Origin of the sequence: Pseudomonas sp. P42 (assembly GCF_017973755.1) — a bacterium.
Classification (GTDB): domain Bacteria; phylum Pseudomonadota; class Gammaproteobacteria; order Pseudomonadales; family Pseudomonadaceae; genus Aquipseudomonas; species Aquipseudomonas iridis.
This window is the reverse complement of the sequence record NZ_JACOPU010000002.1, coordinates 299,101-324,356: the sequence shown is the minus strand read 5'-3', so window position 1 is coordinate 324,356 and position 25,256 is coordinate 299,101. Positions and strand designations below refer to the sequence as shown.

The window sequence follows — 25,256 nt, the reverse complement described above, 5'->3', positions numbered from 1 at the left end:
GCTACCGCAGGTTCGGGCGGCCTTCAGCAGCGCCTGCAGGAGAATAGCGTTGTTCTCACGCCAAAAGCCGCCACCAGCCGCTTGCCGCCGCGCCACAGTGGATTAACATCCAACAGAGGAAAAATTTGCCCCGCATCGCTCAAGTTGAGGGCTAAAACTACCGACATAGTGCAAATAGGGCTAATACTCCAGATGGCAGGGTGCAGGCCAAGCCTTCAGGCAAATTATCCTGTGCCCGATTGTCCCTTTGACTGCCAACACGGGATTGCCAATACTCATGGCAAATTGACGCTACCCGCACGGAACAAGGAATAACCCTTTGAAGCTGGAACTCAAGAACAGCTTGTCGGTGAAGTTGCTCCGGGTCGTGCTCCTGTCAGCATTGATCGTCGGCGTTGTCTTGAGCTGCGCGCAGATTGTTTTCGACGCCTACAAGACCCGTCAGGCGGTGGCTGGTGACGCCGAACGGATCCTCGACATGTTCCGCGATCCGTCGACTCAGGCCGTTTACAGCCTTGATCGGGAAATGGGCATGCAGGTAATCGAAGGCCTGTTCCAGGATGAGGCCGTGCGCCAGGCGTCCATCGGCCATCCCAACGAAGCCATGCTCGCGCAAAAGTCTCGCGAATTGCAGCATTCCAGCAGCCGCTGGTTGACCGACCTGATCCTGGGTCAGGAGCGCACGTTCACCACGCAATTGGTGGGACGCGGCCCCTACAGCGAATATTACGGCGACCTGAGCATCACCCTCGACACCGCCACCTACGGCGAAGGTTTTATCGTCAGCTCCGTGATCATCTTCATCTCTGGCGTTCTGCGTGCATTGGCCATGGGCCTGGTGCTGTATCTGGTTTATCACTGGCTGCTGACCAAACCGCTGTCGCGGATCATCGGGCACCTTACCGAGATCAATCCGGACCGTCCCAGCGAGCACAAGATCCCGCAGCTCAAGGGCCACGAGAAAAACGAGCTGGGCATCTGGATCAATACCGCCAACCAGTTGCTCGAATCCATCGAGCGCAATACGCATCTGCGTCACGAGGCGGAAAACAGCCTGCTGCGCATGGCCCAGTACGACTTCCTCACCGGTCTGCCGAACCGCCAGCAATTGCAGCAGCAACTGGACAAGATTCTGGTCGACGCCGGCAAACTGCAACGCCGGGTCGCGGTGTTATGCGTGGGGCTGGACGATTTCAAGGGCATCAACGAGCAGTTCAGCTATCAGACCGGCGACCAATTGCTGTTGGCGTTGGCCGATCGACTGCGCGCCCACAGCGGTCGCCTCGGCGCCCTCGCCCGTTTGGGCGGCGATCAGTTCGCTCTGGTGCAAGCCGATATAGAACAACCCTACGAAGCGGCGGAACTGGCGCAAAGCATTCTCGATGACCTGGAAGCGGCGTTCGCCCTTGATCATCAGGAAATCCGCCTGCGCGCGACCATCGGCATCACCCTGTTCCCGGAGGACGGCGACAGCACCGAGAAGCTGTTGCAGAAGGCCGAACAGACCATGACGCTGGCCAAGACCCGCTCGCGCAACCGTTATCAGTTCTACATCGCCAGTGTCGACAGCGAGATGCGCCGCCGGCGTGAACTGGAAAAAGACCTGCGCGATGCGTTGCTGCGTGACCAGTTCTACCTCGTCTATCAGCCGCAGATCAGCTATCGCGATCACCGCGTGGTCGGTGTCGAGGCGCTGATTCGCTGGCAGCACCCGGAACACGGCCTGGTGCCGCCAGACCTGTTCATCCCGCTGGCCGAACAGAACGGCACGATCATCGCCATCGGTGAATGGGTACTCGATCAGGCCTGCAAGCAATTGCGCGAATGGCACGATCAGGGCTTCGCCGATCTGCGCATGGCGGTCAATCTGTCCACCGTGCAATTGCACCACGCCGAGCTGCCACGGGTGGTCAACAACCTGATGCAGATGTACCGCCTGCCGCCGCGCAGTCTGGAACTGGAAGTCACCGAAACCGGCCTGATGGAAGATATCAGCACCGCTGCCCAGCACTTGCTGAGCCTGCGTCGCTCGGGGGCGTTGATCGCCATCGACGACTTCGGCACCGGCTATTCATCGCTGAGTTATCTGAAAAGCCTGCCGCTGGACAAGATCAAGATCGACAAGAGCTTCGTGCAGGATCTGCTGGATGACGACGACGATGCGACCATCGTTCGCGCGATCATCCAGCTGGGCAAAAGCCTCGGCATGCAGGTGATCGCCGAGGGCGTGGAGACCGCCGAGCAGGAGAGCTACATCATCTCCGAAGGCTGCCACGAAGGTCAGGGCTATCACTACAGCAAACCGCTGCCGGCGCGGGAGCTGAGCGTTTATCTCAAGCAGGCGCAGCGCAGCAACGCGGCAATCCTCTAGAAGATCAAAAGATCGCAGCCTCGTTTCACTCGACACCTCCTAAATTTGAAATGCGTTCTCCTGCAGGAACTGCCGCAGGCTCGGACCGCGATCGGACGATCTTTTGATCTTGATGCGCGAATAAGAAATATTTCCAAGCACTACCCTTTACACATAATGCGAAAGATTTGCATTATGTCGCAGTTTTGCGCTTCCAGCGCGAGTCCACTCAACTACCGAAGCAGGATGTTCGCCATGATTCGTATGCCTCTGGCTACCGCCAGTTTGCTGGCCATCGCTATTTCTCTCGCCGGTTGCGGCGAAGGCAAAGACAAAGAAAAAGCCTCCGAAATGACGCCGGCTTCCAGCAGCGCTGCTCCAGCCCCTGCCGCTGCGCCTGCTCCTGCTGCCGGTAAAGTTGACGATGCCGCCGCCAAGGCTGTGGTCGCGCATTACGCCGACATGGTCTTCGCCGTTTACAGCGATGCCGAATCCACCGCGAAAACCCTGCAAACTGCGATTGACGCCTTCCTTGCCAAACCGAATGCCGACACCCTGAAAGCCGCCAAGGCTGCCTGGGTCGCCGCTCGCGTTCCATACCTGCAGAGTGAAGTGTTCCGCTTCGGCAACACCATCATCGACGATTGGGAAGGTCAGGTTAACGCCTGGCCACTGGACGAGGGTCTGATCGACTACGTCGACAAATCCTACGAGCACGCACTGGGTAACCCGGGTGCCGCTGCCAACATCATCGCCAACACCGAAGTACAGGTCGGCGAAGACAAGGTCGACGTCAAAGACATCACCCCGGAAAAACTCGCCAGCCTGAATGAACTGGGCGGTTCCGAGGCCAACGTCGCCACTGGCTACCACGCCATTGAATTCCTGCTGTGGGGCCAGGACCTCAACGGTACCGGCCCTGGCGCTGGCAACCGTCCTGCTTCCGACTACCTGGAAGGCGCCGGTGCCACTGGCGGTCACAATGATCGTCGCCGCGCTTACCTGAAGTCCGTGACCCAATTGCTGGTCAACGACCTGCAAGAAATGGTGGGTAACTGGAAGCCGAACGTGGCTGACAACTACCGCGCCACGCTGGAAGCCGAGTCGGGCGAAACCGGTCTGCGCAAAATGCTCTTCGGCATGGGCAGTCTGTCCCTGGGCGAACTGGCGGGCGAGCGCATGAAGGTTTCTCTGGAAGCCAACTCTCCGGAAGACGAACAGGACTGCTTCAGCGACAACACTCACTACTCGCACTTCTACGATGCCAAAGGCATTCGTAACGTTTACCTGGGCGAGTACACCCGTGTTGACGGCACCAAGATGACCGGCGCCAGCCTGTCGTCGCTGGTGGCCAAGGCCGATCCGGCTGCCGACACTGCGCTGAAAGCCGATCTGGCCGCTACCGAAGCCAAGATCCAGGTCATGGTTGATCACGCCAACAAGGGTGAGCACTACGACCAACTGATCGCGGCGGGCAACACTGCCGGCAATCAGGTCGTGCGTGACGCCATCGCTTCCCTGGTCAAGCAGACCGGTTCGATCGAAGCCGCTGCCGGCAAGCTGGGCATCAGCGACCTGAACCCGGACAACGCTGATCACGAGTTCTGATCAAGCGCGTCTGACTGAAAAAGGCGACCTTCGGGTCGCCTTTTTCATGCCTGCTTTCTGTGGTGATGCTGATGGCCCCATCGCTGGCAAGCCAGCTCCCACAGGGATTGCTGGTGTACAGAGATATTGCGAACGCCGCTGTACCTGTGGGAGCTGGCTTGCCAGCGATGGCAGCACCTCGGTACCCAGCGAATAGCTGCGCCACATCAAGTAAACGATAATTCCTCTTATTCAAACTCCCTCGCCCTGTTAGACTTTGCGCCTTTGTTTTCGCCCGTTCGCAGGATGTCTGATGCCCTCGCTGCCTCTTCGCTTGTCCGCACTGTTTCTGGCCCTGGGCCTGAGTGCCTGCGATGACGCCCCGCGTTTCACCAAGGCTGAGCCCGGTGAAGCACGCTCGGGCGGTGCGGCGACCGTGCGCAAGACCGATCAGAACGCATTCTCCCTGCCCTCGGCCAACCTGCCGCCGTCGCGGCGGGTGGATTTCAGCGTCGGCAACAGTTTCTTTCGCAGCCCATGGGTGACCGCGCCGTCGACCACCACCGCCCGCGACGGCCTCGGCCCGCTGTTCAACACTAACGCCTGCCAGAACTGCCACATCAAGGACGGTCGCGGTCATCCGCCACTGCCGAACGCGGCCAATTCGGTGTCGATGCTGGTGCGCCTGTCGATCCCCGATGCGCCGCAATACGCCAAAGTCATCGAGCAGCTCGGCGTAGTGCCGGAGCCGGTGTACGGCGGGCAGTTCCAGGACATGGCCGTGCCGGGCGTTGTGCCGGAAGGCAAGGTGCGGGTCGAGTACACGCCGGTTCCGGTGCGTTTCAAGGACGGCACGGAAGTCGAACTGCGCAAACCGGTGTTGCAGATCACTCAGCTCGGCTACGGCCCCATGCACCCCGACACGCGTTTCTCGGCGCGTGTCGCCCCGCCGATGATCGGCCTCGGCCTGCTCGAAGCGATCCCCGAAGACGCGATCCTCGCCAACGCCGCCGCGCAGGCCAAAGACAAAAACGGCATCAATGGCCGGCCGAACCGCGTTTGGGACGACGAACTGCAAAAAACCGTCATCGGTCGATTTGGCTGGAAAGCCGGGCAACCCAACCTCAATCAACAGAATGTTCACGCGTTTTCAGGTGATATGGGCCTCACCACCAGCCTGAGACCGTTCGATGACTGCACCGACGCGCAAACCGCCTGCAAACAGGCACCGAACGGCAATGGCCCGAATGGCGAGCCGGAGGTCAGCGATAACATCCTGCGACTGGTGCTGTTTTACAGCCGCAACCTGGCCGTGCCCGCGCGCCGAGGCATTAACGACGAGCAAGTGCTGGCCGGCAAAAACCTGTTTTTCCAGGCCGGTTGCCAGTCGTGTCACACACCGAAATACACCACCGCCGCCAACGCGGCCGAACCTGAACTGGCCAGTCAAGTGATTCGCCCGTACAGCGATCTGCTGCTGCATGACATGGGCGACGGTCTGGCCGACAACCGCACGGAATTCCAGGCCTCCGGCCGCGACTGGCGCACGCCGCCGTTGTGGGGCATCGGCCTGACGCAAGCAGTCAGTGGCCACACCCAGTTTTTGCATGATGGTCGCGCACGCAATTTGCTCGAAGCGGTGCTCTGGCACGGCGGCGAAGCACAAGCTGCGCAGCAACAGGTTTTAGCTTTCAATGCCGAGCAGCGTGCCGCGCTGCTGGCGTTTTTGAACTCACTTTAAATACAGATAAAGATCCGGGAGCCCGACATGTTCCGTCCCAAGCTGTTGTTCACCAGCCTTGCCGCCATCGCCCTCGGCGCCTGCTCGCCGCAGGATCCGCAAGCGGTTACCTCGGCTGCCATCGCCAAATCGGTGATCCTGCCGACCTACACGCGCTGGGCAGAGGCCGACAAGCAACTGGCCGTCAGCGCCCTCGCCTACTGCCAGGGCAAAGAGACGCTGGAAACCGCCCGCGCCGACTTCCTCCACGCACAGAAAGCCTGGGCCGAGCTGCAACCGTTGCTGATCGGGCCACTGGCCGAGGGCAACCGTTCCTGGCAGGTGCAATTCTGGCCAGACAAGAAGAACCTGGTCGGCCGTCAGGTCGAGCAACTGGTCATCGCGCAACCGCAGATCGACGCCGCCGCACTGGCCAAATCGAGCGTAGTGGTGCAAGGCCTGTCGGCGTACGAATACATCCTGTTCGACGCCAAGCCAGACGTCGCCAACGCCGAGCAGAAAGCCAAATACTGCCCACTGCTGATCGCCATCGGCGAACGCCAGAAGCAATTGGCCGAAGAGATTCTGCAAGGCTGGAACAACACCGACGGCATGCTCGCGCAGATGAGCAAGTTCCCCAACCAGCGCTACGCCGACTCCCACGAAGCGATCGCCGATCTGCTGCGTGTGCAGGTCACCGCACTCGACACCCTGAAGAAAAAACTCGGCACGCCGATGGGCCGTCAGAGCAAAGGTGTGCCGCAGCCATTCCAGGCTGATGCGTGGCGCAGCCAGTCGTCAATGACCGCGCTGGAAGCCAGCCTCGCCGCCGCCAAAACCGTTTGGGAAGGCGTCGACAACAAAGGCCTGCGCGGTCTGTTGCCGGCTGAGCAAAAGCCACTGGCGGACAAGATCGATGCTGCCTACGCCGCGTCGCTGAAACTGTTCGACAGCACTCAGCGTTCGCTCGGCGAAATGCTTGAAGACGACGCGGGTCGTCAGCAACTCAACGATATCTACGACAGCCTCAACGTCGTCCATCGCCTGCACGAAGGCGAACTGGCCAAGGCGCTGGGCATTCAACTGGGCTTCAACGCCAACGACGGTGACTGATGAGGGCAAGTGCCATGCTGCGACGCCAGGCTCTGACTTTAGGTAGTTTGCTGCTGGGAGCAGTGACGCTGGGCGGCTGGACGCTGTTCAAACGCAAGGATCAGAGCCCGCTGCTGCTGTCGGCTCGCGACGATACCGACGGCAGACACTACGCCGTCGGCTATCGGCTGGATGGCACGCGCGTATTCGCCACCGAGGTGGGTCAGCGCTGCCACGACATCATCAATCATCCGACGCTTGCGATTGCGCTGTTCGTCGCCCGCCGGCCGGGTACCGAAAGCTACCTGATCGACCTGCGTGACGGCACGTTGCTGCAAACCGTGACGTCGCAGCCGAACCGGCATTTCTACGGCCACGCCGTGGTGCACAAGGATGGCGAATACCTGTACGCCACCGAGAACGACACCACCGATCCGGGTCGTGGCCTGCTCGGGGTATACAAGTTCGAAGGCGAGCGGCTGGTGCACAGCGGCGAGATTTCCACCCATGGCCTCGGCCCGCACCAGGTGTCGTGGATGCCCGACGGCGAGACGCTGGTGGTGGCCAACGGCGGGATTCGGACCGAGGCGGAAAGCCGCGTCGACATGAACCTAAGCGCCATGGAGCCGAGCCTGGTCCTGATGCAACGCGACGGCACCCTGCTGAGCAAGGAAACCCTCGCCCAACAGATGAACAGCGTGCGCCACCTGGGGATTGCCAGCGACGGCACCATCGTCGCCGGTCAGCAATTCATGGGCGCGTCACACGAGCGCTCGGAGCTGCTGGCAATCAAACGTCCGGGGCAACCGTTCGTGGCGTTCCCGGTGCCGGAGCATCAGTTGCAGTCGATGGGTCACTACACCGCCAGCGTCGCGGTGCACAGCGACCTGCGTCTGGTGGCGCTGACCGCCCCGCGTGGTAACCGCTTTTTCATCTGGGATCTGGACAGCGGCGAAATCCGCCTCGACGCACCGCTGCCCGATTGCGCCGGTGTCGGTGCGGTGCAGGACGGCTTTGTCGTGACTTCGGGTCAGGGGCGTTGCCGCTACTACGATTGCCGTCAGGATGAACTGCTGGCCAAGCCGCTGGAATTACCGGCAGGGCTCTGGGACAACCATCTTCATCTGATGGCGTGAAACGCCCTTAAAAGATCGCAGCCTGCGGCAGCTCCTACATTGGAATGCAACTCCCTGTAGGAGCTGCCGCAGGCTGCGATCTTTTTACATCACCTGTAAAAACTGCCAGTTGGAATCCCCCCTGAACTCGGAGTAATGTTGCCCGCCTGTCTCACCTGATTTATCCAAGGAACTGGAAATATGCTGCGTCGCCGCATGCTGATCATGTTGGGTGTTGTTTTGCTGATTGTCCTGGTGCTGGGCGGTTACAAAGCCTTTTCGATTTACACCATGGTTCAAGGCTTCTCCAAGCCGACACCGCCGATCAGCGTTGCCGTGGCCACTGCCAGCGAGCGCCCGTGGCAGATGCGTTTGCCCACCGTCGGCAGCCTCAAGGCCCTGCAAGGCGTCGACCTGAGCCTGGAATCCTCCGGCACCGTCACCGAGCTCAAATTCGAATCAGGACAGAAGGTCAAGGCCGGGCAACCGCTGCTGCAACTCGACAGCGCCGTTGAAGCCGCTCTGCTGGAGACCGCCAAAGCCGACCTGGGTCTGGCGCAACTGGACTTCGGGCGTGGCAGCCAACTGATCGACAGTCGCGCCATTTCCAAAGGTGAATACGACCGACTCTCGGCGGTTCTGCAAAAAGAGCGGGCCACGGTCAATCAGCTCAACGCTGCGCTGGCGAAAAAACGCATCCTCGCACCGTTCAGCGGCACCATCGGCATCCGTCAGGTCGACATCGGCGACTACCTCGCCAGCGGCACCAAAATTGCCACTCTGCAGGATCTGAGCAGCCTCTACGCCGACTTCTATGTGCCCGAGCAATCGGTGCCGAAACTGGCCCTCGGCCAACCGGTGAATATCTCGGCCGCCGCTTACCCCGGGCAGATTTTTACGGGGAAGATCAGCGCGATCAACCCGCTCGTCGAAAGCACCACGCGTAACGTGCTGGTACGCGCCACCCTGGCCAACCCCGACGGCAAACTGTTGCCGGGCATGTTCGCCAGCCTTGAAGTGCTGCTGCCCGATCCGCAGAAACACATCGTGGTGCCGGAAAGCGCGATCACCTACACCCTCTACGGCAACTCGATCTACGTGGTCGGGCAGAAGAAAGCCGAGGACGGCAGCCTCGAAAAAGACGACAAGGGCCAACCAGTGCTGATTGCCGAGCGTCGCTTCATCGAAACCGGTGAGCGCCGCGATGGGCTGGTGATGATCAACAAGGGCGTGCAGAGCGGCGAACACGTGGTGACGGCCGGCCAGATCAAACTGGACAACGGCGCACACATTGCCATCAGCGACGACAAGACCCTCGGCGAGCAGAACAGTCCGCCCCGCGCCGACTGATCAAGGAATCCCCATGGCTTTTACCGACCCGTTCATCCGCCGCCCGGTGCTCGCCACCGTGGTCAGCCTGCTGATTGTGCTACTGGGCTTCCAGGCCTGGAGCAAGCTGCCGCTGCGCCAATACCCGCAAATGGAAAACGCCCTGATCACGGTGACCACCGCCTACCCCGGGGCCAATGCCGAAACCATTCAGGGCTATATCACCCAGCCGATGCAGCAGAGTCTGGCCAGCGCCGAGGGCATCGACTACATGACCTCGGTCAGTCGCCAGAACTTCTCGGTGATTTCGATTTACGCGCGCATCGGCTCCAATACCGACCGCCTGTTTACCGAGTTGCTGTCCAAGGCCAACGAAGTCAAAAACAAACTGCCGCAAGACGCCGAAGACCCGGTGCTGAGCAAAGAGTCCGCCGACGCCTCGGCGCTGATGTACATCAGTTTCTTCAGCAAAGACCTGAGCAACCCGCAGATCACCGACTACTTGTCACGGGTGATCCAGCCAAAACTGGCAACCCTGCCAGGCATGGCCGAAGCGGAGATCCTCGGCAATCAGGTATTCGCCATGCGCCTGTGGCTTGATCCGGTGAAGCTCGCCGGTTTCGGCCTCAGCGCCAGCGACGTGACCAACGCCGTGCGCCAGTACAACTTCCTCTCCGCCGCCGGCGAAGTGAAAGGCGAGTACGTGGTCACCAGCATCAACGCCAACACTGAATTAAAGTCCGCTGAAGCCTTCGCGGCGATTCCGCTGAAGGTCAGTGGCGACAGCCGCGTGTTGCTCAGCGATGTCGCGCGGGTCGAAATGGGCGCGGAAAACTACGACTCGATCAGCTCGTTCGGCGGCACGCCCTCGGTGTATATCGGCATCAAGGCCACGCCGGGGGCCAACCCGCTGGATGTGATCAAGGAAGTGCGCAAGATCATGCCGGAGCTGGAGGCGCAGCTGCCGCCGAACCTCAAAAGCGAGATCGCCTACGACGCCACGCTGTTCATTCAGGCCTCCATCGACGAAGTGGTGAAAACCCTGTTCGAGGCGGTGCTGATCGTCATCGTCGTGGTGTTCCTGTTCCTCGGCGCGCTGCGTTCGGTGGTGATTCCGGTGGTGACCATTCCACTGTCGATGATCGGCGTGATGTTCTTCATGCAGATGATGGGATACTCGATCAACCTGCTGACCCTGTTGGCGATGGTGCTGGCCATCGGCCTGGTGGTCGACGATGCGATTGTCGTGGTGGAGAACATCCACCGACATATCGAGGAAGGAAAAACCCCGTTTGACGCAGCGCTTGAGGGCGCGCGTGAAATCGCCATGCCGGTGGTGTCGATGACCATCACTCTGGCGGCGGTTTACGCGCCAATCGGTTTTCTCACCGGGCTGACCGGAGCGCTGTTTAAAGAGTTCGCGCTGACCCTGGCCGGCGCCGTGGTGATTTCCGGCGTCGTCGCCCTGACCCTGTCACCGATGATGTGTGCGTTTTTGCTGCGCCACGAGGAAAACCCCACAGGCCTGGCGCATCGACTCGACCGCATCTTCGACAGCCTCAAGCGCCGCTACCAGAGCACCCTGCATGGCACGTTGAACACCCGCCCGGTGGTGCTGGTGTTCGCCTTGATCGTGCTGTGCCTGATCCCGGTGTTCCTCAAGTTCACCAAATCGGAACTGGCGCCGGACGAAGACCAGGGCATCATTTTCATGATTGCCACCGCCCCGCAGCCGACCAACCTCGATTACCTGAGCACCTACACCGACGAATTCATCAAGATCTTCAAGGAGTTTCCGGAGTACTACTCCTCGTTCCAGATCAACGGCTACAACGGCGTACAGGCGGGCATTGGCGGGTTCCTGCTCAAGCCCTGGAACGAGCGCAGCCGTACCCAGATGGAAATCCTGCCCGAGGTGCAAGGCAAACTGCAGAGCATTCCGGGCTTGCAGATTTTCGGCTTCAACCTGCCCTCCCTGCCTGGCACGGGTGAAGGCTTGCCATTCGAGTTCGTGATCAACACTGCCAACGATTACGAACTGCTGCTGCAAGTGGCCGACCGGATCAAGAAACGCGCCATGGAGTCAGGCAAGTTTGCCTTCGTCGACCTCGATCTGGCGTTCGACAAACCGGAAGTGGTGGTCGACATCGACCGCGCCAAAGCGGCGCAGATGGGCGTGTCGATGCAGGATCTGGGCGGCACGCTGGCGACATTGCTCGGTGAGGCGGAAATCAACCGTTTCACCATCGAAGGGCGCAGCTACAAGGTCATCGCCCAGGTCGAACGCCCCTTCCGTGACAACCCGGACTGGCTGAACAACTACTACGTGAAAAACACCCAGGGCGAGTTGCTGCCGCTGTCGACGCTGATCAAGGTCAGCGACCGCGCACGACCGCGTCAACTCAACCAGTTTCAACAGCTCAACGCGGCGAAGATCTCTGGTTTCCCGTTGGTGAGCATGGGCGAGGCGATCGACACCGTATTGCAGATTGCCCGGGAAGAGGCGCCGGCCGGGTTCGCGTTCGACTATGGCGGCGCATCGCGACAATTCGTGCAGGAAGGCAGTGCCTTGTGGGTGACGTTCGCGTTAGCGCTGGCGATCATTTTCCTGGTGCTGGCGGCGCAGTTCGAAAGTTTCCGTGATCCCTTGGTGATTCTGGTGACGGTGCCGCTGTCGATCTGCGGCGCGCTGATCCCGCTGTTCCTCGGCTGGTCGAGCATGAACATCTACACTCAGGTCGGCTTGGTGACGTTGATCGGGCTGATCAGCAAGCACGGGATCCTGATCGTCGAGTTCGCCAATCAGTTACGCAAGGACAAGGGCCTGTCGGCGCGTGAAGCGGTCGAAGAGGCTGCAGCGATTCGGCTACGCCCGGTGTTGATGACCACGGCAGCGATGGTATTCGGCATGGTGCCGCTGATTCTGGCGACCGGCGCGGGGGCCGTCAGCCGGTTTGATATCGGGATGGTGATTGCGACGGGGATGTCGATCGGGACGCTGTTTACGCTGTTCGTTTTGCCCTGCATCTACACCCTGCTGGCGAAACCCGATACCAAAACTTGAACCTGACTCTGCCCCTGACCCTGACCCTGACCCTGACCCTGACCCTGACCCTGTAGGAGCTGCCGAAGGCTGCGATCTTTTGATCTTGTTTTTAGAATCAAGATCAAACGATCGCAGCCTTCGGCAGCTCCTACACAGGGATTTGCAAAAAAAAGGCCTCGCATCTGCGAGGCCTTTCATTTGGGCTTCAATCGGTTCAACTCTGTGGCCTCATGCCTTGAGTCAGTCCGAACATGAACAACAACAAATCATGATCGGGTTGAGTTGCCACGGAGGCTTTCGCCACCCGTGGTACTGCACAGTGCGCATCCGTCGTGGACGCGCCGAGAACCTGCATGCGCGGCTGCTCCCAGGCAGCCACCGCCAGTGAAGCAACTGCCAAGGCTCCTACCAAAAACAAACCTCGTGCAATTTCGAGTTTCATCGCTATAAACCTTTGATAGCGCTGCCAAACGCCGTCTCGTAAAAGTAGACGAGTTTTTTCCAGTCCGCGTCGCGGAACGACGAGTGGCGACGCAGTTGCTTCATGTCATGGGAAGCGGCGCGATAAGCGGTCAGACGCTGGCGGCATTTCTCAAAATCGATCAACGCCACTTCAACGGTGGCCGACTCGCCTTCGCCCGTCACCCGTACAAAAACGTGTTTGATGTAGATGCAGCTGTGCTGCCAACGGCCCTTGTGCATACGCGCCAGGTTTTCGGCCAGATCCTTGAGCACACGCTCATAGATCGCGTCGCCGCACTGATCGCGACCACCGGCAGACGCCAGCCAGTGTTCCAGTTCCTGGAAACCGTCCAGAGACTTGGTCACCAGCAGAGCGCGCCACTTGTGCTGCGGATCAGGCTGGGCACCGCAGAAAACGATTTGCGGCACGCGCACGCCGAGTTTGCTGACACCGGTCAGGGCATCCAGCTCGCGCAGTACAGTCGGGCGTCCGAAAGGATGCAGCCAACTGCGATAAATGTGACCGGTCTGGCGTTTGGCATACAGCAACTGGCCATCGCGACCGACAATCCGTTGCACGCCACTTTCGCCGCCACGGCGTACATTGGGTTCTTCGACCCACTCACCGCGCTGACTCCAGTAGTAGTCGAAACTGTCCTGAGGCGTCACTTGCGCGTCTGCTGCCATTTGCACTGCCATCCTTTACCTCTTGCGTAATACGTAAACTCGCCACATCGCATAGAGCGGAATAAAGTCGAGTTGTTCCTGAATGCGGAAACCCGCGGTTTCAAATTCTTTTTCGATCGTAGCCGCCGGAATCAAAAAGCGATTCTGGTAATCACGGTTGGGACGATCCTTCTCCGCACGCCTGCGTTTCCAGGCCTTGAAATTGCCGTCGACCCACAACGAGACGATCACGCTGTCACGGGTAACGCGCTCGAACTCGCGCAGAATCGCCAGACGGTGCTCGGCTTCTCCGATGTGGTGGAGCAAGCGCATGCAGAAAATGCTGTCGACGGCGTTATCTGGCAGAGCAATATCGAAAGCGGAGGTGTGCAAGGGTTTAACCCGCTTCACCACATCCGCCGGTTGTCCTTCCAATGCGATCTTGATCATCGACTCGGAGTTGTCCGCACCGATAATCACCCGATTGGGCTTTTCCGCCAGCAACGGCCAGAAGCGTCCGGCACCGCAAGGCAAATCAAGCACCAGACCGGGTTCGCCAGCCAGTGTCAGAGCCTTGCGCGCCAGTTGCTCGTCACGCAGATGGGAAAGACGACGTCCGAGGCTTTCTTTATGTTTGCGCAGATATTTCTTAGCGTGTTGATCGTCGTACTTTTCGGAAAAATCGAGCTTGATCGGGCCGGTCATCACCAGGACTCCTGAATTACTGATGGCACCACCTTAGTGAGCGGCGTGTCAGCAGCAGGTCGTCCAAATGTGAAAAAAATGTCAGGTAAACCGACAAATTATTACAACGTTATACAGGATTTAGACAGGTTGACGGGAGTAGCCTGGAGCCACTATTTGCGTCCGAAATGGCCAAGATCTACCTCGAAGCGGCAACCATTAGGTTCCATCGTGCTCAGGCTGACAGTCCAGCCCTGGTTTTCGCAGATGCGTTGTACCAGTGACAAGCCCAGCCCCAGACCTTCCCCGCGCTTCTCGCTGCCACGCACGAAAGGCTCGAACATGGCCTCACGTTTCTCTTCAGGAATGCCGACGCCGGAGTCTTCGACGACGAATCCGTTGGCGGTGAGCGTCAGGCGAATGAAACCGTGCTCGGTGTAATGCAATGCATTGCGCAGCAAATTACCCATCACGGCATTCAGCAGGGTTGCGTTATAGCGGGTATCCGCTGGGTTACCGGGGTCAAGGGTGAGGGTCAGTCCCTTGCGCTCGATCGGCTCGCGCCACAGGCACACCAGACTTTCTGCCACTTGCGTGAGGTTTTGCTGTGGTGCCGCCCCGGCTTCTTCATTCTGTGCGCGGGCGAGCATCAGGAAGGTCTGCACCAACTCGCGCATTTCCTCGCTGGCGCGGGCAATACGCTCGACCTGAGAACGGCCGCGCTGGTCGATCCCCGGGTTTTCCAATAGCAGTTCACAGGAGCTCGCCAGCACCATCAACGGCGTGCGCAACTCGTGACTGACGTCACTGGTGAACAGCCGCTCGCGGGTCAGAGCCTGGCGCAAACGCCCCAGCGTGGCATCGAACGCCACCGCCAGCTCACCGACTTCATCGGCCGCGTAGTCCGGCGCCAGCGGCGGCGCCAGACCCAGCAATTGATCCCGATGGCGAACCTGGCGTGCGAGGCGCACCACGGGCGCCATGACCTTGCGCGCAAGGACCCAGCCAAGGAATACCGCTAATGCGAGGCTGAGTACAAAGCCCACCAGCACCACGGCAAACAGCACGCGCTCACGCTCTTCGAAATCGCTTTGATCCTGCAGCAGCACATACCGCCGGCCATCAACGACTTCGACCATGGCGTGATATGACAGCTGCTCGCGGAAGACTTCGTGAAAACCCGCATCCAGATGACGCAGATCCTTGGGCAAGTCGAAGTCGCCGGGGCCACCACTGAAGTAGAACAGTTGATCCGGCTCCGGGCGATGGCTCCAGTCGGAGACATTGTCCATCAGCAACAGACGTTGCAGATCGCCGCCCAGCCCTGCCGAAATCAGTTTTTCCTCGACCAGATGCACCGTCGCGACAATGCCCATGGCGAAAGCGCCGGCAACCAGTGCGCTCATCAGCGCAAAGGCGATAATGATCCGTTGGGAAAGGCTTTGCTTAAACTCCATCACGCCCCTCGGCCAAGCGATAACCGACGCCGTGCACGGTATGCAGCAAGGGTTTGGCAAACGGTTTATCGATCACCTGACGCAATTGGTGGACGTGACTGCGCAGGCTGTCGCTGTCCGGGCAGTCATCACCCCACAGCGCCTCCTCGAGAATTTCCCGACGCAGCACGTGCGGACTCTTCTGCATCAATACCGCCAGCAGTTTGAGGCCGACCGGGTTGAGCTTGAGCAGCTTGCCTTCGCGGGTCACTTCCAGGGTGTCGAGGTCGTAGTTCAGATCGGCGACCTGCAAGGCACGCCGGCCGCCGCCCTGAGCTCGGCGCATTACCGCTTCGATCCGCGCCGCCAGCTCGGACAAGGCGAAGGGCTTGACCAGGTAATCGTCGGCGCCGGACTTGAAGCCCTGCAAACGGTCGTCCAGTTGATCGCGAGCGGTGAGCATGATCACCGGGGTGTCACGGCGGGCGTCCTCGCGCAGGCGTTTGCACAGGGTGTAGCCGTCGATACCGGGCAGCATGATGTCGAGCACGATCAGGTCGTAGTGCTCGGTGGCCGCCAGATGCAGACCCGACAGACCGTCCTGGGCGCAATCGACGGTATAGCCCTTGAGCCCCAGGTAATCGGCCAGATTGGCCAGGATGTCGCGGTTGTCTTCGACCAATAGAATTCGCATGGGCACCTCTTGCGTACACGGTTACCGCCGTCATGGCTCGCGCAGCTTACGGCCAACGGTGGCTCAGGGCTAGGCATGTAGCGGGATGTTTATCGATAAACCGTTTGTTTGTGCCGGCCAACGATTTTTTCACCTTCGGTTAACAAATCACCCACGCACGCGGGCGCAGACTGCGCGCGATTACGCCCCTCACAACACTTGCCGACCAAGGAATTGCCATGGTGTCGACCTCTGCCCGCCCCGTTTCAAGGCCTCTGAATTTCTGGTTGTGCCTGGGCATTCCCGCCTTGGCTGCACTGGTGCTGATGCTGCTCGAACTGACCGATCTGGACATGGATCTGGCCAGGCTGTTCTACGATCCGGTTGCGGGGGACTTCATCGGCCGGCACAGCTTCTTCCTCGAAGACATCCTGCACGACCGCGCCAAGCAGGTAGTGATCGCATTTTCGGTGTTCGCCATTTTCGGTTTCATCGGCGCGTTCTTCATCAACAGGCTCAAGCCGTTCAAGCGCGAGCTGGGCTGTCTGGTGCTGTCCCTTGGGCTGGCGACTTCGTTCGTGACGCCGGTCAAAGCGGTGACGGCCGTGCAATGCCCCTGGAGCCTGGAGCAATTCGGCGGCCATGAAACCTACAGCAAACTGATGGATCATCGCCCGCCGACCGACAAGCCCGGCCGTTGCTGGCCCGGCGGTCATGCGGCCACGGGGTTCACGTTGTTTGCGCTGTTCTTCGTGTTGCGTGACCGGCGTCCGCGTCTGGCGCGACAGGCATTTATCTTTGCCTTTGCCTTGGGCTCGGTGTTCTCGATCAGCCGGATGATGCAGGGCGCGCACTTCTTTTCGCACAACGTGTGGACGGCGATTTTCTGCTGGCTGATTTGTCTGGGATCGTATTACTGGGTGCTGTATCGCCCGGCGGTGAAGGCTGAATCGGTGGTCAATACACAACCGGTCAGCGTCTGAACTGACGCCATCGCTGGCAAGCCAGCTCCCACAGGGATCACTGCTGCTCATGGCATCTGTGAACACTGGAGATCCCTGTGGGAGTCTGGCTTGCCAGCGATGGCCGCGCCCAGGTTTCAGGTGAACCTCAAATCAGCGGCAATAAAAAACCCCGCCTGCTTATCGCAGGCGGGGTTTTTGCGTTACGGGGTAAGGCTGGGTTACATCATGCCGCCCATGCCACCCATGCCGCCCATGTCTGGCATACCGCCGCCAGCGCCGCCGTCTTTCTTCGGTGCATCGGCAATTGCAGCTTCGGTAGTCAGGATCAGACCGCCGATCGAGGCTGCAGCTTGCAGAGCCGAACGGGTAACCTTGGTTGGATCCAGGATGCCCATTTCGATCATGTCGCCGTATTCGCCAGTCGCAGCGTTGTAACCGAAGTTACCTTTGCCGTTTTTGACTTCGTTGACGACTACGCTTGGCTCGTCGCCGCTGTTGGCAGCGATCTGACGCATCGGCGCTTCAACAGCGCGACGCAGCACAGCAATACCGACGTTCTGGTCAGCGTTGTCGCCGGTCAGTTCGGTCAGGGCTTCCAGTGCACGGATCAGCGCAACGCCACCGCCAGGTACCACGCCTTCTTCAACGGCTGCGCGGGTTGCGTGCAGGGCGTCTTCAACGCGGGCTTTCTTCTCTTTCATTTCTACTTCGGAACCAGCGCCAACCTTGATCACTGCAACGCCGCCGGACAGTTTGGCCAGACGCTCTTGCAGTTTTTCACGGTCGTAGTCCGAGGAAGTTTCGGCAACCTGAGCACGGATCTGAGCGATACGCGATTCGATGTCGCCTGCAACGCCAGCACCGTCAACGATGATGGTGTTTTCCTTGGAGATGGTCACGCGCTTGGCGCTACCCAGGTTTTCCAGGGTGGCTGCTTCCAGGCTCAGGCCGATCTCTTCGGAGATAACGGTACCGCCGGTCAGAACAGCGATGTCCTGCAGCATGGCCTTGCGACGGTCGCCGAAGCCTGGAGCCTTGACGGCTGCAACTTTGACGATGCCACGCATGTTGTTCACAACCAGAGTCGCCAGGGCTTCGCCTTCAACGTCTTCCGATACGATCAGCAGTGGACGGCCGGCTTTGGCAACGGCTTCCAGTACTGGCAGCATCTCGCGGATGTTCGAGATCTTTTTGTCGACCAGCAGAACCAGCGGGCTCTCCAGTTCGGCAACCATGGTCTCAGGCTTGTTGACGAAGTACGGGGACAGGTAGCCACGGTCGAACTGCATGCCTTCTACAACCGACAGTTCGTTTTCCAGGCCTGTGCCTTCTTCAACGGTGATCACGCCTTCTTTACCGACTTTTTCCATGGCTTCGGCAATGATTTCGCCGATGGAGCTGTCGGAGTTGGCCGAGATGGTACCGACCTGAGCGATTGCCTTGGTGTCAGCGCATGGCTTGGACAGGTTCTTCAGCTCTTTGACGATAGCGATGGTCGCTTTGTCGATACCGCGCTTCAGGTCCATCGGGTTCATGCCGGCAGCGACGGCTTTCAGGCCTTCGTTGACGATCGACTGAGCCAGAACGGTGGCGGTGGTAGTACCGTCGCCTGCGTCATCGTTGGCACGGGAGGCAACGTCTTTGACCAGCTGCGCGCCCATGTTTTCGAAACGGTCTTCGAGTTCGATTTCTTTGGCGACGGAAACGCCGTCCTTGGTGATGGTCGGAGCGCCGAAGCTCTTCTCGATGATCACGTTACGGCCTTTCGGGCCCAGGGTCGCTTTTACTGCGTCAGCCAGGACGTTGACGCCCTTGAGCATTTTCTTACGGGCGGAATCGCCAAACAGAACTTCTTTAGCAGCCATGATCGATATTCCTTAAATACTTTGTAGTAGCGGGAAAATGGACGGGGTAATCAGCCTTCGATAACGGCGAGAATTTCGTTCTCGCTCATTACCAACAGGTCTTCGCCGTCGACTTTCACAGTGTTGCTGCCGGAGTAAGGACCGAACACAACCTTGTCGCCTTCCTTAACGGACAGTGCGCGCACTTCGCCGTTTTCCAGAGCTTTGCCCGGGCCTACAGCGAGAATCACACCGTGGTTGGCTTTTTCAGCAGCCGAACCTGGCAGGACGATACCGCCAGCGGTTTTCTTTTCTTCTTCGCTGCGACGGATTACGACGCGGTCATGCAGAGGACGAAGCTTCATTGTCGATCTCTCCTAATTGTGGTTTTCATCGGCCGGTGTATTCCCGGCGGGTTTAACAAATCCGGCCTTCGCCGGGTGCGCCTCGTCGAGCGAGACGCGGAAGTCTGACTGGCGCAAATGCCAGAAACCTTTCGGTGAGCGTTACATAAGGGCGCATAAGCTTATTACAAGGGCGAACGCAGAAAATTTTTCATCGCAGCGCCCGGATGCAGCCCACATAAAAACCCGGCACCCGAGGGTGCCGTGTCGATCCAGATGTCACTTGGTGTCGCGGTGTTCGAACTCGCCTTCGATCACGTTGGGCTCACGGCCCACCGTATCGCGTGGGGCAGGCCCGCCGCGTGGTTGCAGATCGTCAGCGAACGCACGCTGGCGCATCGCCTGATCTTCGGCGCGCTGGCGCATTTTATTGGCCAGCAGTCGACGCGTGAACGGCAGCAGCATCACCAGACCGACCACGTCGCTGATGAAGCCCGGCAGAATCAACAAACCACCGGCCAGTGCCAGCATCAGACCTTCAAGCATGGTTTGCGCAGGCAGTTCGCCGCGGTTCAGGCTTTCACGGGCACGCAGTGCAGTGGCCAGACCGGCGACGCGCAGCACGAACACCCCGAACATCGAGCCGAGAATGATCAGCAGCAAGGCCGGGAAAAACCCGATAGCCCCTGCCACTTTGACGAATACGAACAGCTCCAGCACCGGAAACAGCAGAAAGAGCAACAAAAAAGGGCGCATCTAACTTTCCTCTACGCAAGAAATGCCTTGCAGTAAGCCTTAGATGACGTCGCCCTTTCGTGAATTCAAGCGTCGGCCACTGCATTTTTTGGCCAATGCTCGGCGTGAGCCAGAGAAACCAAGGCTTCGCGCACTTGTATCGGCGTATGACATGGTGCTTGAAACGGCAACCAGTACAGCGCCTGACCGATGCGCAGGTGCATGCCTTCGGTGTCGATTCCGGCCAGTTGCGCAGGCACGGTTTTCGGCAGTCCGGCCAGATCGACGTAGTGCGCGATGGCTTTGGCGTGGTCGCTGTTCATGTGTTCGACCATGCTGATCTCGGCTTTGCCGGCGAACGGGTTGGCCAAGGTCAGTTGATCGACCCAGTGAATGGCGCCGAAACCACCGATGTAGCGATGGCGCACCGGATTCAGCACCCAGAAATCGAAATCGTGAGCCTTGTGGTAGTTCTGCGAGTCGGGGAAGTAGCGGTAATAACGCTCGGCCGCCGCTTCGATGCTGGCGGTGTCTTCAAGCTTTAGCGCTTCGGCCAGATAGGTCAGGCGACCAACGGCCTGCACGTCATCTGCCTCGCGCTCCCCCACCAACATCGAGCATTTCGGGTCTTTTTGCAGATTGTGCGTGTGCTGGGCGATGCGGCTGATCAGGATCAACGGCCAGCCCTGCTCGTCCAGGCAATACGGCACGACGGAGCCAAAGGGAAAACCGGGCATGGATTTAGAGTGGGTCGAGAGCACTCCACGGTATTCCTTGAGAAGCAATTCTCGGGCATTCTTCGCCACTTCAACGCTCAATTTATGACTCCTTAAATAGAATCCGTCGAAAAAACGGACAGGTGCGCGGGATATGTTCCGCTCACCATCGGGCAATTCTCATGTGCAGCCAGGCCACATCGGGCGCAGATCGAGAGGCTCTCTAAAGGAAATCCACTCTGACCTGCTATCGGGGCATGCGAATGCAACTCAACGACAAAGTAATCATTATCACTGGCGGTTGCCAGGGTTTGGGCCGTTCGATGGCCGAGTATTTCGCCGGCAAAGGCGCGAAGCTGGCGCTGGTCGATCTGAACCAGGAAAAGCTCGACGACGCAGTCGCCGCCTGCAAAGCCAAAGGGGTCGAGGCCCGCAGCTACCTGTGCAACGTCGCCAATGAAGAACAGGTGGAGCACATGGTCGCGCAGGTCGCCGCCGATTTCGGCGCGATCGATGGTTTGATCAACAACGCCGGGATTCTGCGCGACGGCCTGCTACTGAAGGTCAAGGACGGCGAAATGACCAAGATGAGCCTGGCCCAATGGCAGGCGGTGATCGACGTCAACCTGACCGGCGTATTCCTCTGCACGCGCGAAGTCGCAGCAAAAATGGTCGAGCTGAAGACCGGCGGCGCAATCATCAACATCTCGTCGATATCCCGCGCAGGCAACGTTGGCCAGACCAACTATTCCGCGGCCAAGGCCGGTGTGGCAGCGGCGACCGTGACGTGGGCCAAGGAACTGGCGCGTTATGGCATTCGCGTAGCGGGCATTGCGCCGGGCTTCATCGAAACCGAGATGACCCTGGGCATGAAGCCGGAAGCGCTGGAGAAGATGACCGCGGGAATTCCGCTCAAGCGCATGGGCAAACCGGAAGAGATCGCCCATTCGGCGGCGTACATCTTCGAGAACGACTATTACACCGGTCGGATTCTGGAGATGGATGGCGGGTTGCGTATCTGACTGACACTACAAAACCAATGTGGGAGCGAGCCTGCTCGCGAAAGCGCGTGTCAGACAACCTCTTCGTTGACTGACACTTCCTCTTCGCGAGCAGGCTCACTCCCACAGGTTTCCAAGCGTTGCCGAGTTATCAATCGTCGCTGATGGTGATGTTCGGCATCGCGGGTGTTGCCGCTTCCTGCAACACAATCCGCGCGCCAACGTGACGGGCCAGTTCCTGATAGACCATGGCAATCTGGCTGTCCGGCTCGGCGATCACCGTTGGCTTGCCGCCATCGGCCTGTTCACGGATCAGCATCGACAACGGCAGCGAGGCCAATAGCTCGACGCCGTACTGCGTCGCAAGCTTCTCACCACCACCTTCACCGAACAGATGCTCGGCATGGCCGCAATTGGAGCAGATGTGCACGGCCATGTTTTCCACCACGCCCAACACCGGAATGTTGACCTTGCGGAACATTTCCACGCCTTTGCGCGCGTCGAGCAAGGCCAGATCCTGCGGTGTGGTGACGATCACAGCGCCCGCCACCGGGACTTTCTGCGCCAGGGTCAACTGGATGTCGCCGGTGCCTGGCGGCATGTCGATCACCAGATAATCGAGATCGCCCCACGCGGTTTGCGTAACCAGTTGCAGCAATGCGCCGGAGACCATCGGCCCACGCCAGACCATTGGTGTGTTGTCGTCCGTCAGGAACGCCATCGACATGACTTCGACGCCGTGGGCCTTGAGCGGCACGAACCACTTCTGATCCTTGATTTCAGGGCGAGTGCGCTCGGGAATGCCGAACATGATTCCCTGACTCGGGCCATAGATATCGGCATCGAGAATCCCGACCTTGGCGCCTTCACGGGCCAGCGCCAACGCGAGGTTGGCAGCGGTGGTCGATTTGCCGACACCGCCCTTGCCCGACGCCACGGCCACCACGTTCTTGACGTTGGCCAGCCCCGGGATCTGCGCTTGAGCCTTGTGCGCAGCGATCACCGTGTTGACCTCGACTCGGGCAATCACTACGCCGTCGAGGTTTTCGATGGCCAGTTGCAGCAATTGCGCCCAGCCGCTTTTGAACAGGCCGGCGGCGTAACCGATTTCCAGCTGCACATTGACGCGGTCACCGACGATCTCGATGTTTTTCACGCAACCGGCGCTGACCGGGTCCTGGTTCAGGTAAGGGTCGGTGTATTGGCTGAGGACGGCTTCCACCGCTGCGCGAGTGACGGCACTCATGGGCAACTCCGATAACAAGACTGGGAAAAGATGGCGAGTATCGTACCTGAATGAAACAGGTGCACAGGGTGAAAAATATGCGCCAGCGCTTTATAGTGGCCGACCTCCGTTTCATCAAGTAGCGAAGCCCCACATGTCCGAGCCACGCAAGATCCTCGTCACCAGCGCCCTGCCCTACGCCAACGGTTCGATCCACCTTGGCCACATGCTGGAATACATCCAGACCGATATGTGGGTGCGCTTCCAGAAGCATCGCGGCAATCAATGCATCTATGTCTGCGCCGACGACGCCCACGGTTCGGCGATCATGCTGCGCGCAGAAAAGGAAGGCATCACCCCGGAACAACTGATCGCCAACGTGCAGGCTGAACACAGCGCCGACTTTGCCGAGTTCCTGGTCGACTTCGACAACTTCCACTCCACTCACGCCGAAGAAAACCGTGAGCTGTCGAGCCAGATCTACCTCAAGCTGCGTGACGCAGGGCACATCGCCCAACGTTCGATCACCCAGTATTTCGACCCGGAAAAGAAGATGTTCCTGGCCGACCGCTTCATCAAGGGCACCTGCCCGAAATGCGGCACTGAAGACCAGTACGGCGACAACTGCGAAAAATGTGGTGCGACCTACGCACCGACTGATCTGAAGGATCCGAAGTCGGCAATCTCTGGCGCCACCCCGGTGCTCAAGGATTCCCAGCACTTCTTCTTCAAACTGCCGGACTTCCAGGAAATGCTGCAAGGCTGGACCCGCAGCGGCACCTTGCAGGACGCCGTGGCCAACAAGATCGCCGAATGGCTGGACGCCGGCCTGCAGCAGTGGGACATCTCCCGCGATGCGCCGTACTTCGGTTTCGAGATCCCGGGCGAGCCGGGCAAGTATTTCTACGTATGGCTGGATGCGCCAATCGGCTACATGGCCAGCTTCAAGAATCTGTGCGACCGCACGCCGGAGCTGGACTTCGACGCATTCTGGGCCAAGGACTCCACTGCCGAGCTGTACCACTTCATCGGCAAGGACATCGTCAACTTCCACGCCCTGTTCTGGCCAGCCATGCTCGAAGGCGCCGGTTACCGCAAACCGACCGCAATCAACGTTCACGGCTACCTGACCGTCAACGGCCAGAAGATGTCCAAGTCGCGCGGCACCTTTATCAAGGCCCGCACGTACCTGGATCACCTGTCGCCGGAATACCTGCGCTACTACTACGCGGCCAAACTGGGCCGTGGCGTCGACGACCTCGACCTGAACCTCGAAGACTTCGTGCAGAAGGTCAACTCCGACCTGGTCGGTAAAGTCGTCAACATCGCCAGCCGCTGCGCCGGCTTCATTCAAAAGGGCAATGCCGGCCTGTTGGTCGACAACAATGCCGCGCCTGAGCTGACCGAGGCTTTCCTCGCCGCCGCGCCAAGCATCGCCGACGCTTATGAAGCCCGCGACTTCGCCCGTGCCATGCGTGAAACCATGGCTCTGGCCGACCGCGCCAACGCCTGGATCGCCGACAAGGCACCGTGGTCGCTGAACAAGCAGGAAGGCAAACAGGATGAAGTCCAGGCGATCTGCGCCACCGGCATCAACCTGTTCCGCCAACTGGTGATCTTCCTCAAGCCGGTGCTGCCGCTGCTGGCCGCCGATGCCGAGGCGTTCCTCAACGTCGCCCCGTTGACCTGGAACGACCACACCACCCTGCTGGCCAATCATCAGCTCAACGAATTCAAGCCGTTGATGACCCGCATCGACCCGGTAAAAGTACAAGCCATGAGCGACGCCTCCAAAGAAGACCTGACCGCCAGCCAGACCGATACCGGCGTAGCCGCCCCTGCGGGCAACGGCGAGCTGGCCAAGGATCCGCTGTCGCCGGAAATCGACTTCGACGCATTCGCTGCGGTCGACCTGCGCGTTGCGCTGATCATCAAGGCGCAAGCCGTGGAAGGCGCCGATAAGCTGCTGCGCCTGACCCTGGATATCGGTGACGAGCAACGCAACGTGTTCTCCGGGATCAAGAGCGCTTATCCGGACCCATCCAAACTCGACGGTCGCCTGACCATGATGATCGCCAACCTCAAGCCGCGGAAAATGAAGTTCGGTATTTCCGAGGGCATGGTGATGGCAGCAGGTCCTGGCGGTGAAGAAATCTACCTGCTGAGCCCGGACAGCGGCGCCAAGCCAGGTCAGCGCATCAAGTAAGACTCTGCGGCAAATCGATCCCACAGGCGTGCGCGCATGCCTGTGGGATTTTTCATATCT

At 59.6% G+C, this 25,256-nt stretch carries 20 protein-coding genes; 10 read left to right on the top strand and 10 right to left on the bottom strand.

Annotation, left to right across the window (positions count from 1 at the left end; translation table 11 throughout):
• The first annotated feature begins 319 nt into the window (after positions 1-319).
• The 7 genes from H8B20_RS06365 (at position 320) to H8B20_RS06335 (ending at position 12,257) form a co-directional block, all read left to right on the top strand.
• On the top strand, positions 320-2,371 hold the full coding sequence (locus tag H8B20_RS06365) for a putative bifunctional diguanylate cyclase/phosphodiesterase (protein WP_210622659.1): 2,052 nt from the start codon (positions 320-322) through the stop codon (positions 2,369-2,371).
• A 234-nt stretch (positions 2,372-2,605) separates the two neighbouring features.
• A complete protein-coding gene (locus H8B20_RS06360) occupies positions 2,606-3,958 on the top strand; it encodes an imelysin family protein (protein ID WP_047302845.1) in 1,353 nt (450 codons plus the stop codon).
• 292 nt (positions 3,959-4,250) lie between these two features.
• Positions 4,251-5,678: a di-heme oxidoreductase family protein gene (locus H8B20_RS06355; protein WP_200612405.1), complete on the top strand. Its 1,428-nt coding sequence runs from the start codon at positions 4,251-4,253 to the stop codon at positions 5,676-5,678.
• 27 nt (positions 5,679-5,705) lie between these two features.
• The gene (locus H8B20_RS06350; RefSeq protein ID WP_210622658.1) at positions 5,706-6,770 is read left to right on the top strand and encodes an imelysin family protein; all 1,065 of its coding nucleotides are present in this window, start codon (positions 5,706-5,708) and stop codon (positions 6,768-6,770) included.
• Positions 6,771-6,784: 14 nt separating this feature from the next.
• Positions 6,785-7,885, top strand: coding sequence for a DUF1513 domain-containing protein (locus H8B20_RS06345; protein ID WP_210622657.1), 1,101 nt, complete (start codon positions 6,785-6,787; stop codon positions 7,883-7,885).
• 180 nt (positions 7,886-8,065) lie between these two features.
• Positions 8,066-9,214, top strand: a complete 1,149-nt coding sequence (locus H8B20_RS06340) for an efflux RND transporter periplasmic adaptor subunit (protein ID WP_210622656.1) — start codon at positions 8,066-8,068, stop codon at positions 9,212-9,214.
• A 13-nt stretch (positions 9,215-9,227) separates the two neighbouring features.
• Positions 9,228-12,257 (top strand): multidrug efflux RND transporter permease subunit, encoded by a 3,030-nt coding sequence (locus H8B20_RS06335; RefSeq protein ID WP_210622655.1) that lies wholly within the window; start codon positions 9,228-9,230, stop codon positions 12,255-12,257.
• A gap of 196 nt (positions 12,258-12,453) precedes the next feature.
• Here H8B20_RS06335 and H8B20_RS06330 read toward each other — a convergent pair whose 3' ends face one another.
• The 5 genes from H8B20_RS06330 to colR form a co-directional block, all read right to left on the bottom strand.
• Entirely contained in the window at positions 12,454-12,681 is a 228-nt protein-coding gene (locus tag H8B20_RS06330) for a hypothetical protein (protein WP_042560713.1), read from the bottom strand.
• Between the two features lie 2 nt (positions 12,682-12,683).
• Positions 12,684-13,400, bottom strand: coding sequence for a lipopolysaccharide kinase InaA family protein (locus H8B20_RS06325; RefSeq protein ID WP_210622654.1), 717 nt, complete (start codon positions 13,398-13,400; stop codon positions 12,684-12,686).
• A 3-nt stretch (positions 13,401-13,403) separates the two neighbouring features.
• Positions 13,404-14,072 (bottom strand): class I SAM-dependent methyltransferase, encoded by a 669-nt coding sequence (locus H8B20_RS06320; protein ID WP_210622653.1) that lies wholly within the window; start codon positions 14,070-14,072, stop codon positions 13,404-13,406.
• Between the two features lie 152 nt (positions 14,073-14,224).
• Positions 14,225-15,508, bottom strand: coding sequence for a sensor histidine kinase (locus H8B20_RS06315; protein WP_042560716.1), 1,284 nt, complete (start codon positions 15,506-15,508; stop codon positions 14,225-14,227).
• Complete coding sequence (gene colR, locus H8B20_RS06310) at positions 15,498-16,181, bottom strand: response regulator transcription factor (protein ID WP_210622652.1); 684 nt, start codon at positions 16,179-16,181, stop codon at positions 15,498-15,500. The genes H8B20_RS06315 and colR overlap by 11 nt, the downstream gene beginning before the upstream one ends.
• A gap of 218 nt (positions 16,182-16,399) precedes the next feature.
• On the opposite strand from colR, the gene H8B20_RS06305 reads away from it, so the two are divergent.
• Positions 16,400-17,143 (top strand): phosphatase PAP2 family protein, encoded by a 744-nt coding sequence (locus H8B20_RS06305; RefSeq protein ID WP_200612414.1) that lies wholly within the window; start codon positions 16,400-16,402, stop codon positions 17,141-17,143.
• Between the two features lie 200 nt (positions 17,144-17,343).
• On the opposite strand, the gene groL is transcribed toward H8B20_RS06305, so the two are convergent.
• From groL to H8B20_RS06285, 4 genes are all read right to left on the bottom strand, one after another.
• Complete coding sequence (groL, locus tag H8B20_RS06300) at positions 17,344-18,990, bottom strand: chaperonin GroEL (protein WP_210622651.1); 1,647 nt, start codon at positions 18,988-18,990, stop codon at positions 17,344-17,346.
• A gap of 50 nt (positions 18,991-19,040) precedes the next feature.
• On the bottom strand, positions 19,041-19,334 hold the full coding sequence (locus tag H8B20_RS06295) for a co-chaperone GroES (RefSeq protein ID WP_007916610.1): 294 nt from the start codon (positions 19,332-19,334) through the stop codon (positions 19,041-19,043).
• 258 nt (positions 19,335-19,592) lie between these two features.
• On the bottom strand, positions 19,593-20,069 hold the full coding sequence (locus H8B20_RS06290) for an FxsA family protein (protein ID WP_042560720.1): 477 nt from the start codon (positions 20,067-20,069) through the stop codon (positions 19,593-19,595).
• Positions 20,070-20,134: 65 nt separating this feature from the next.
• Positions 20,135-20,866: a HugZ family pyridoxamine 5'-phosphate oxidase gene (locus tag H8B20_RS06285; protein WP_210622650.1), complete on the bottom strand. Its 732-nt coding sequence runs from the start codon at positions 20,864-20,866 to the stop codon at positions 20,135-20,137.
• Positions 20,867-21,027: 161 nt separating this feature from the next.
• On the opposite strand from H8B20_RS06285, the gene H8B20_RS06280 reads away from it, so the two are divergent.
• Positions 21,028-21,786, top strand: coding sequence for an SDR family oxidoreductase (locus H8B20_RS06280; protein WP_210622649.1), 759 nt, complete (start codon positions 21,028-21,030; stop codon positions 21,784-21,786).
• Positions 21,787-21,916: 130 nt separating this feature from the next.
• On the opposite strand, the gene apbC is transcribed toward H8B20_RS06280, so the two are convergent.
• Positions 21,917-23,011 (bottom strand): iron-sulfur cluster carrier protein ApbC, encoded by a 1,095-nt coding sequence (gene apbC, locus H8B20_RS06275; protein WP_042560723.1) that lies wholly within the window; start codon positions 23,009-23,011, stop codon positions 21,917-21,919.
• 133 nt (positions 23,012-23,144) lie between these two features.
• On the opposite strand from apbC, the gene metG reads away from it, so the two are divergent.
• Positions 23,145-25,196 carry a methionine--tRNA ligase gene (gene metG, locus H8B20_RS06270; protein WP_210622648.1) on the top strand — a complete coding sequence of 684 codons (2,052 nt, stop codon included), beginning with the start codon at positions 23,145-23,147 and terminating at the stop codon, positions 25,194-25,196.
• Positions 25,197-25,256: the final 60 nt, after the last annotated feature.

Coding starts and splice junctions, on each gene's coding strand:
- H8B20_RS06305 (WP_200612414.1), top strand. CDS start 16,400: ATGGTGTCGACCTCTGCCCGCCCCGTTTCAAGGCCTCTGAATTTCTGG.
- H8B20_RS06295 (WP_007916610.1), bottom strand. CDS start 19,334: ATGAAGCTTCGTCCTCTGCATGACCGCGTCGTAATCCGTCGCAGCGAA.
- H8B20_RS06355 (WP_200612405.1), top strand. CDS start 4,251: ATGCCCTCGCTGCCTCTTCGCTTGTCCGCACTGTTTCTGGCCCTGGGC.
- H8B20_RS06315 (WP_042560716.1), bottom strand. CDS start 15,508: ATGGAGTTTAAGCAAAGCCTTTCCCAACGGATCATTATCGCCTTTGCG.
- H8B20_RS06345 (WP_210622657.1), top strand. CDS start 6,785: ATGCTGCGACGCCAGGCTCTGACTTTAGGTAGTTTGCTGCTGGGAGCA.
- H8B20_RS06290 (WP_042560720.1), bottom strand. CDS start 20,069: ATGCGCCCTTTTTTGTTGCTCTTTCTGCTGTTTCCGGTGCTGGAGCTG.
- H8B20_RS06335 (WP_210622655.1), top strand. CDS start 9,228: ATGGCTTTTACCGACCCGTTCATCCGCCGCCCGGTGCTCGCCACCGTG.
- H8B20_RS06360 (WP_047302845.1), top strand. CDS start 2,606: ATGATTCGTATGCCTCTGGCTACCGCCAGTTTGCTGGCCATCGCTATT.
- metG (WP_210622648.1), top strand. CDS start 23,145: ATGTCCGAGCCACGCAAGATCCTCGTCACCAGCGCCCTGCCCTACGCC.
- groL (WP_210622651.1), bottom strand. CDS start 18,990: ATGGCTGCTAAAGAAGTTCTGTTTGGCGATTCCGCCCGTAAGAAAATG.
- H8B20_RS06280 (WP_210622649.1), top strand. CDS start 21,028: ATGCAACTCAACGACAAAGTAATCATTATCACTGGCGGTTGCCAGGGT.
- H8B20_RS06340 (WP_210622656.1), top strand. CDS start 8,066: ATGCTGCGTCGCCGCATGCTGATCATGTTGGGTGTTGTTTTGCTGATT.
- H8B20_RS06320 (WP_210622653.1), bottom strand. CDS start 14,072: ATGACCGGCCCGATCAAGCTCGATTTTTCCGAAAAGTACGACGATCAA.
- colR (WP_210622652.1), bottom strand. CDS start 16,181: ATGCGAATTCTATTGGTCGAAGACAACCGCGACATCCTGGCCAATCTG.
- H8B20_RS06330 (WP_042560713.1), bottom strand. CDS start 12,681: ATGAAACTCGAAATTGCACGAGGTTTGTTTTTGGTAGGAGCCTTGGCA.
- apbC (WP_042560723.1), bottom strand. CDS start 23,011: ATGAGTGCCGTCACTCGCGCAGCGGTGGAAGCCGTCCTCAGCCAATAC.
- H8B20_RS06325 (WP_210622654.1), bottom strand. CDS start 13,400: ATGGCAGTGCAAATGGCAGCAGACGCGCAAGTGACGCCTCAGGACAGT.
- H8B20_RS06350 (WP_210622658.1), top strand. CDS start 5,706: ATGTTCCGTCCCAAGCTGTTGTTCACCAGCCTTGCCGCCATCGCCCTC.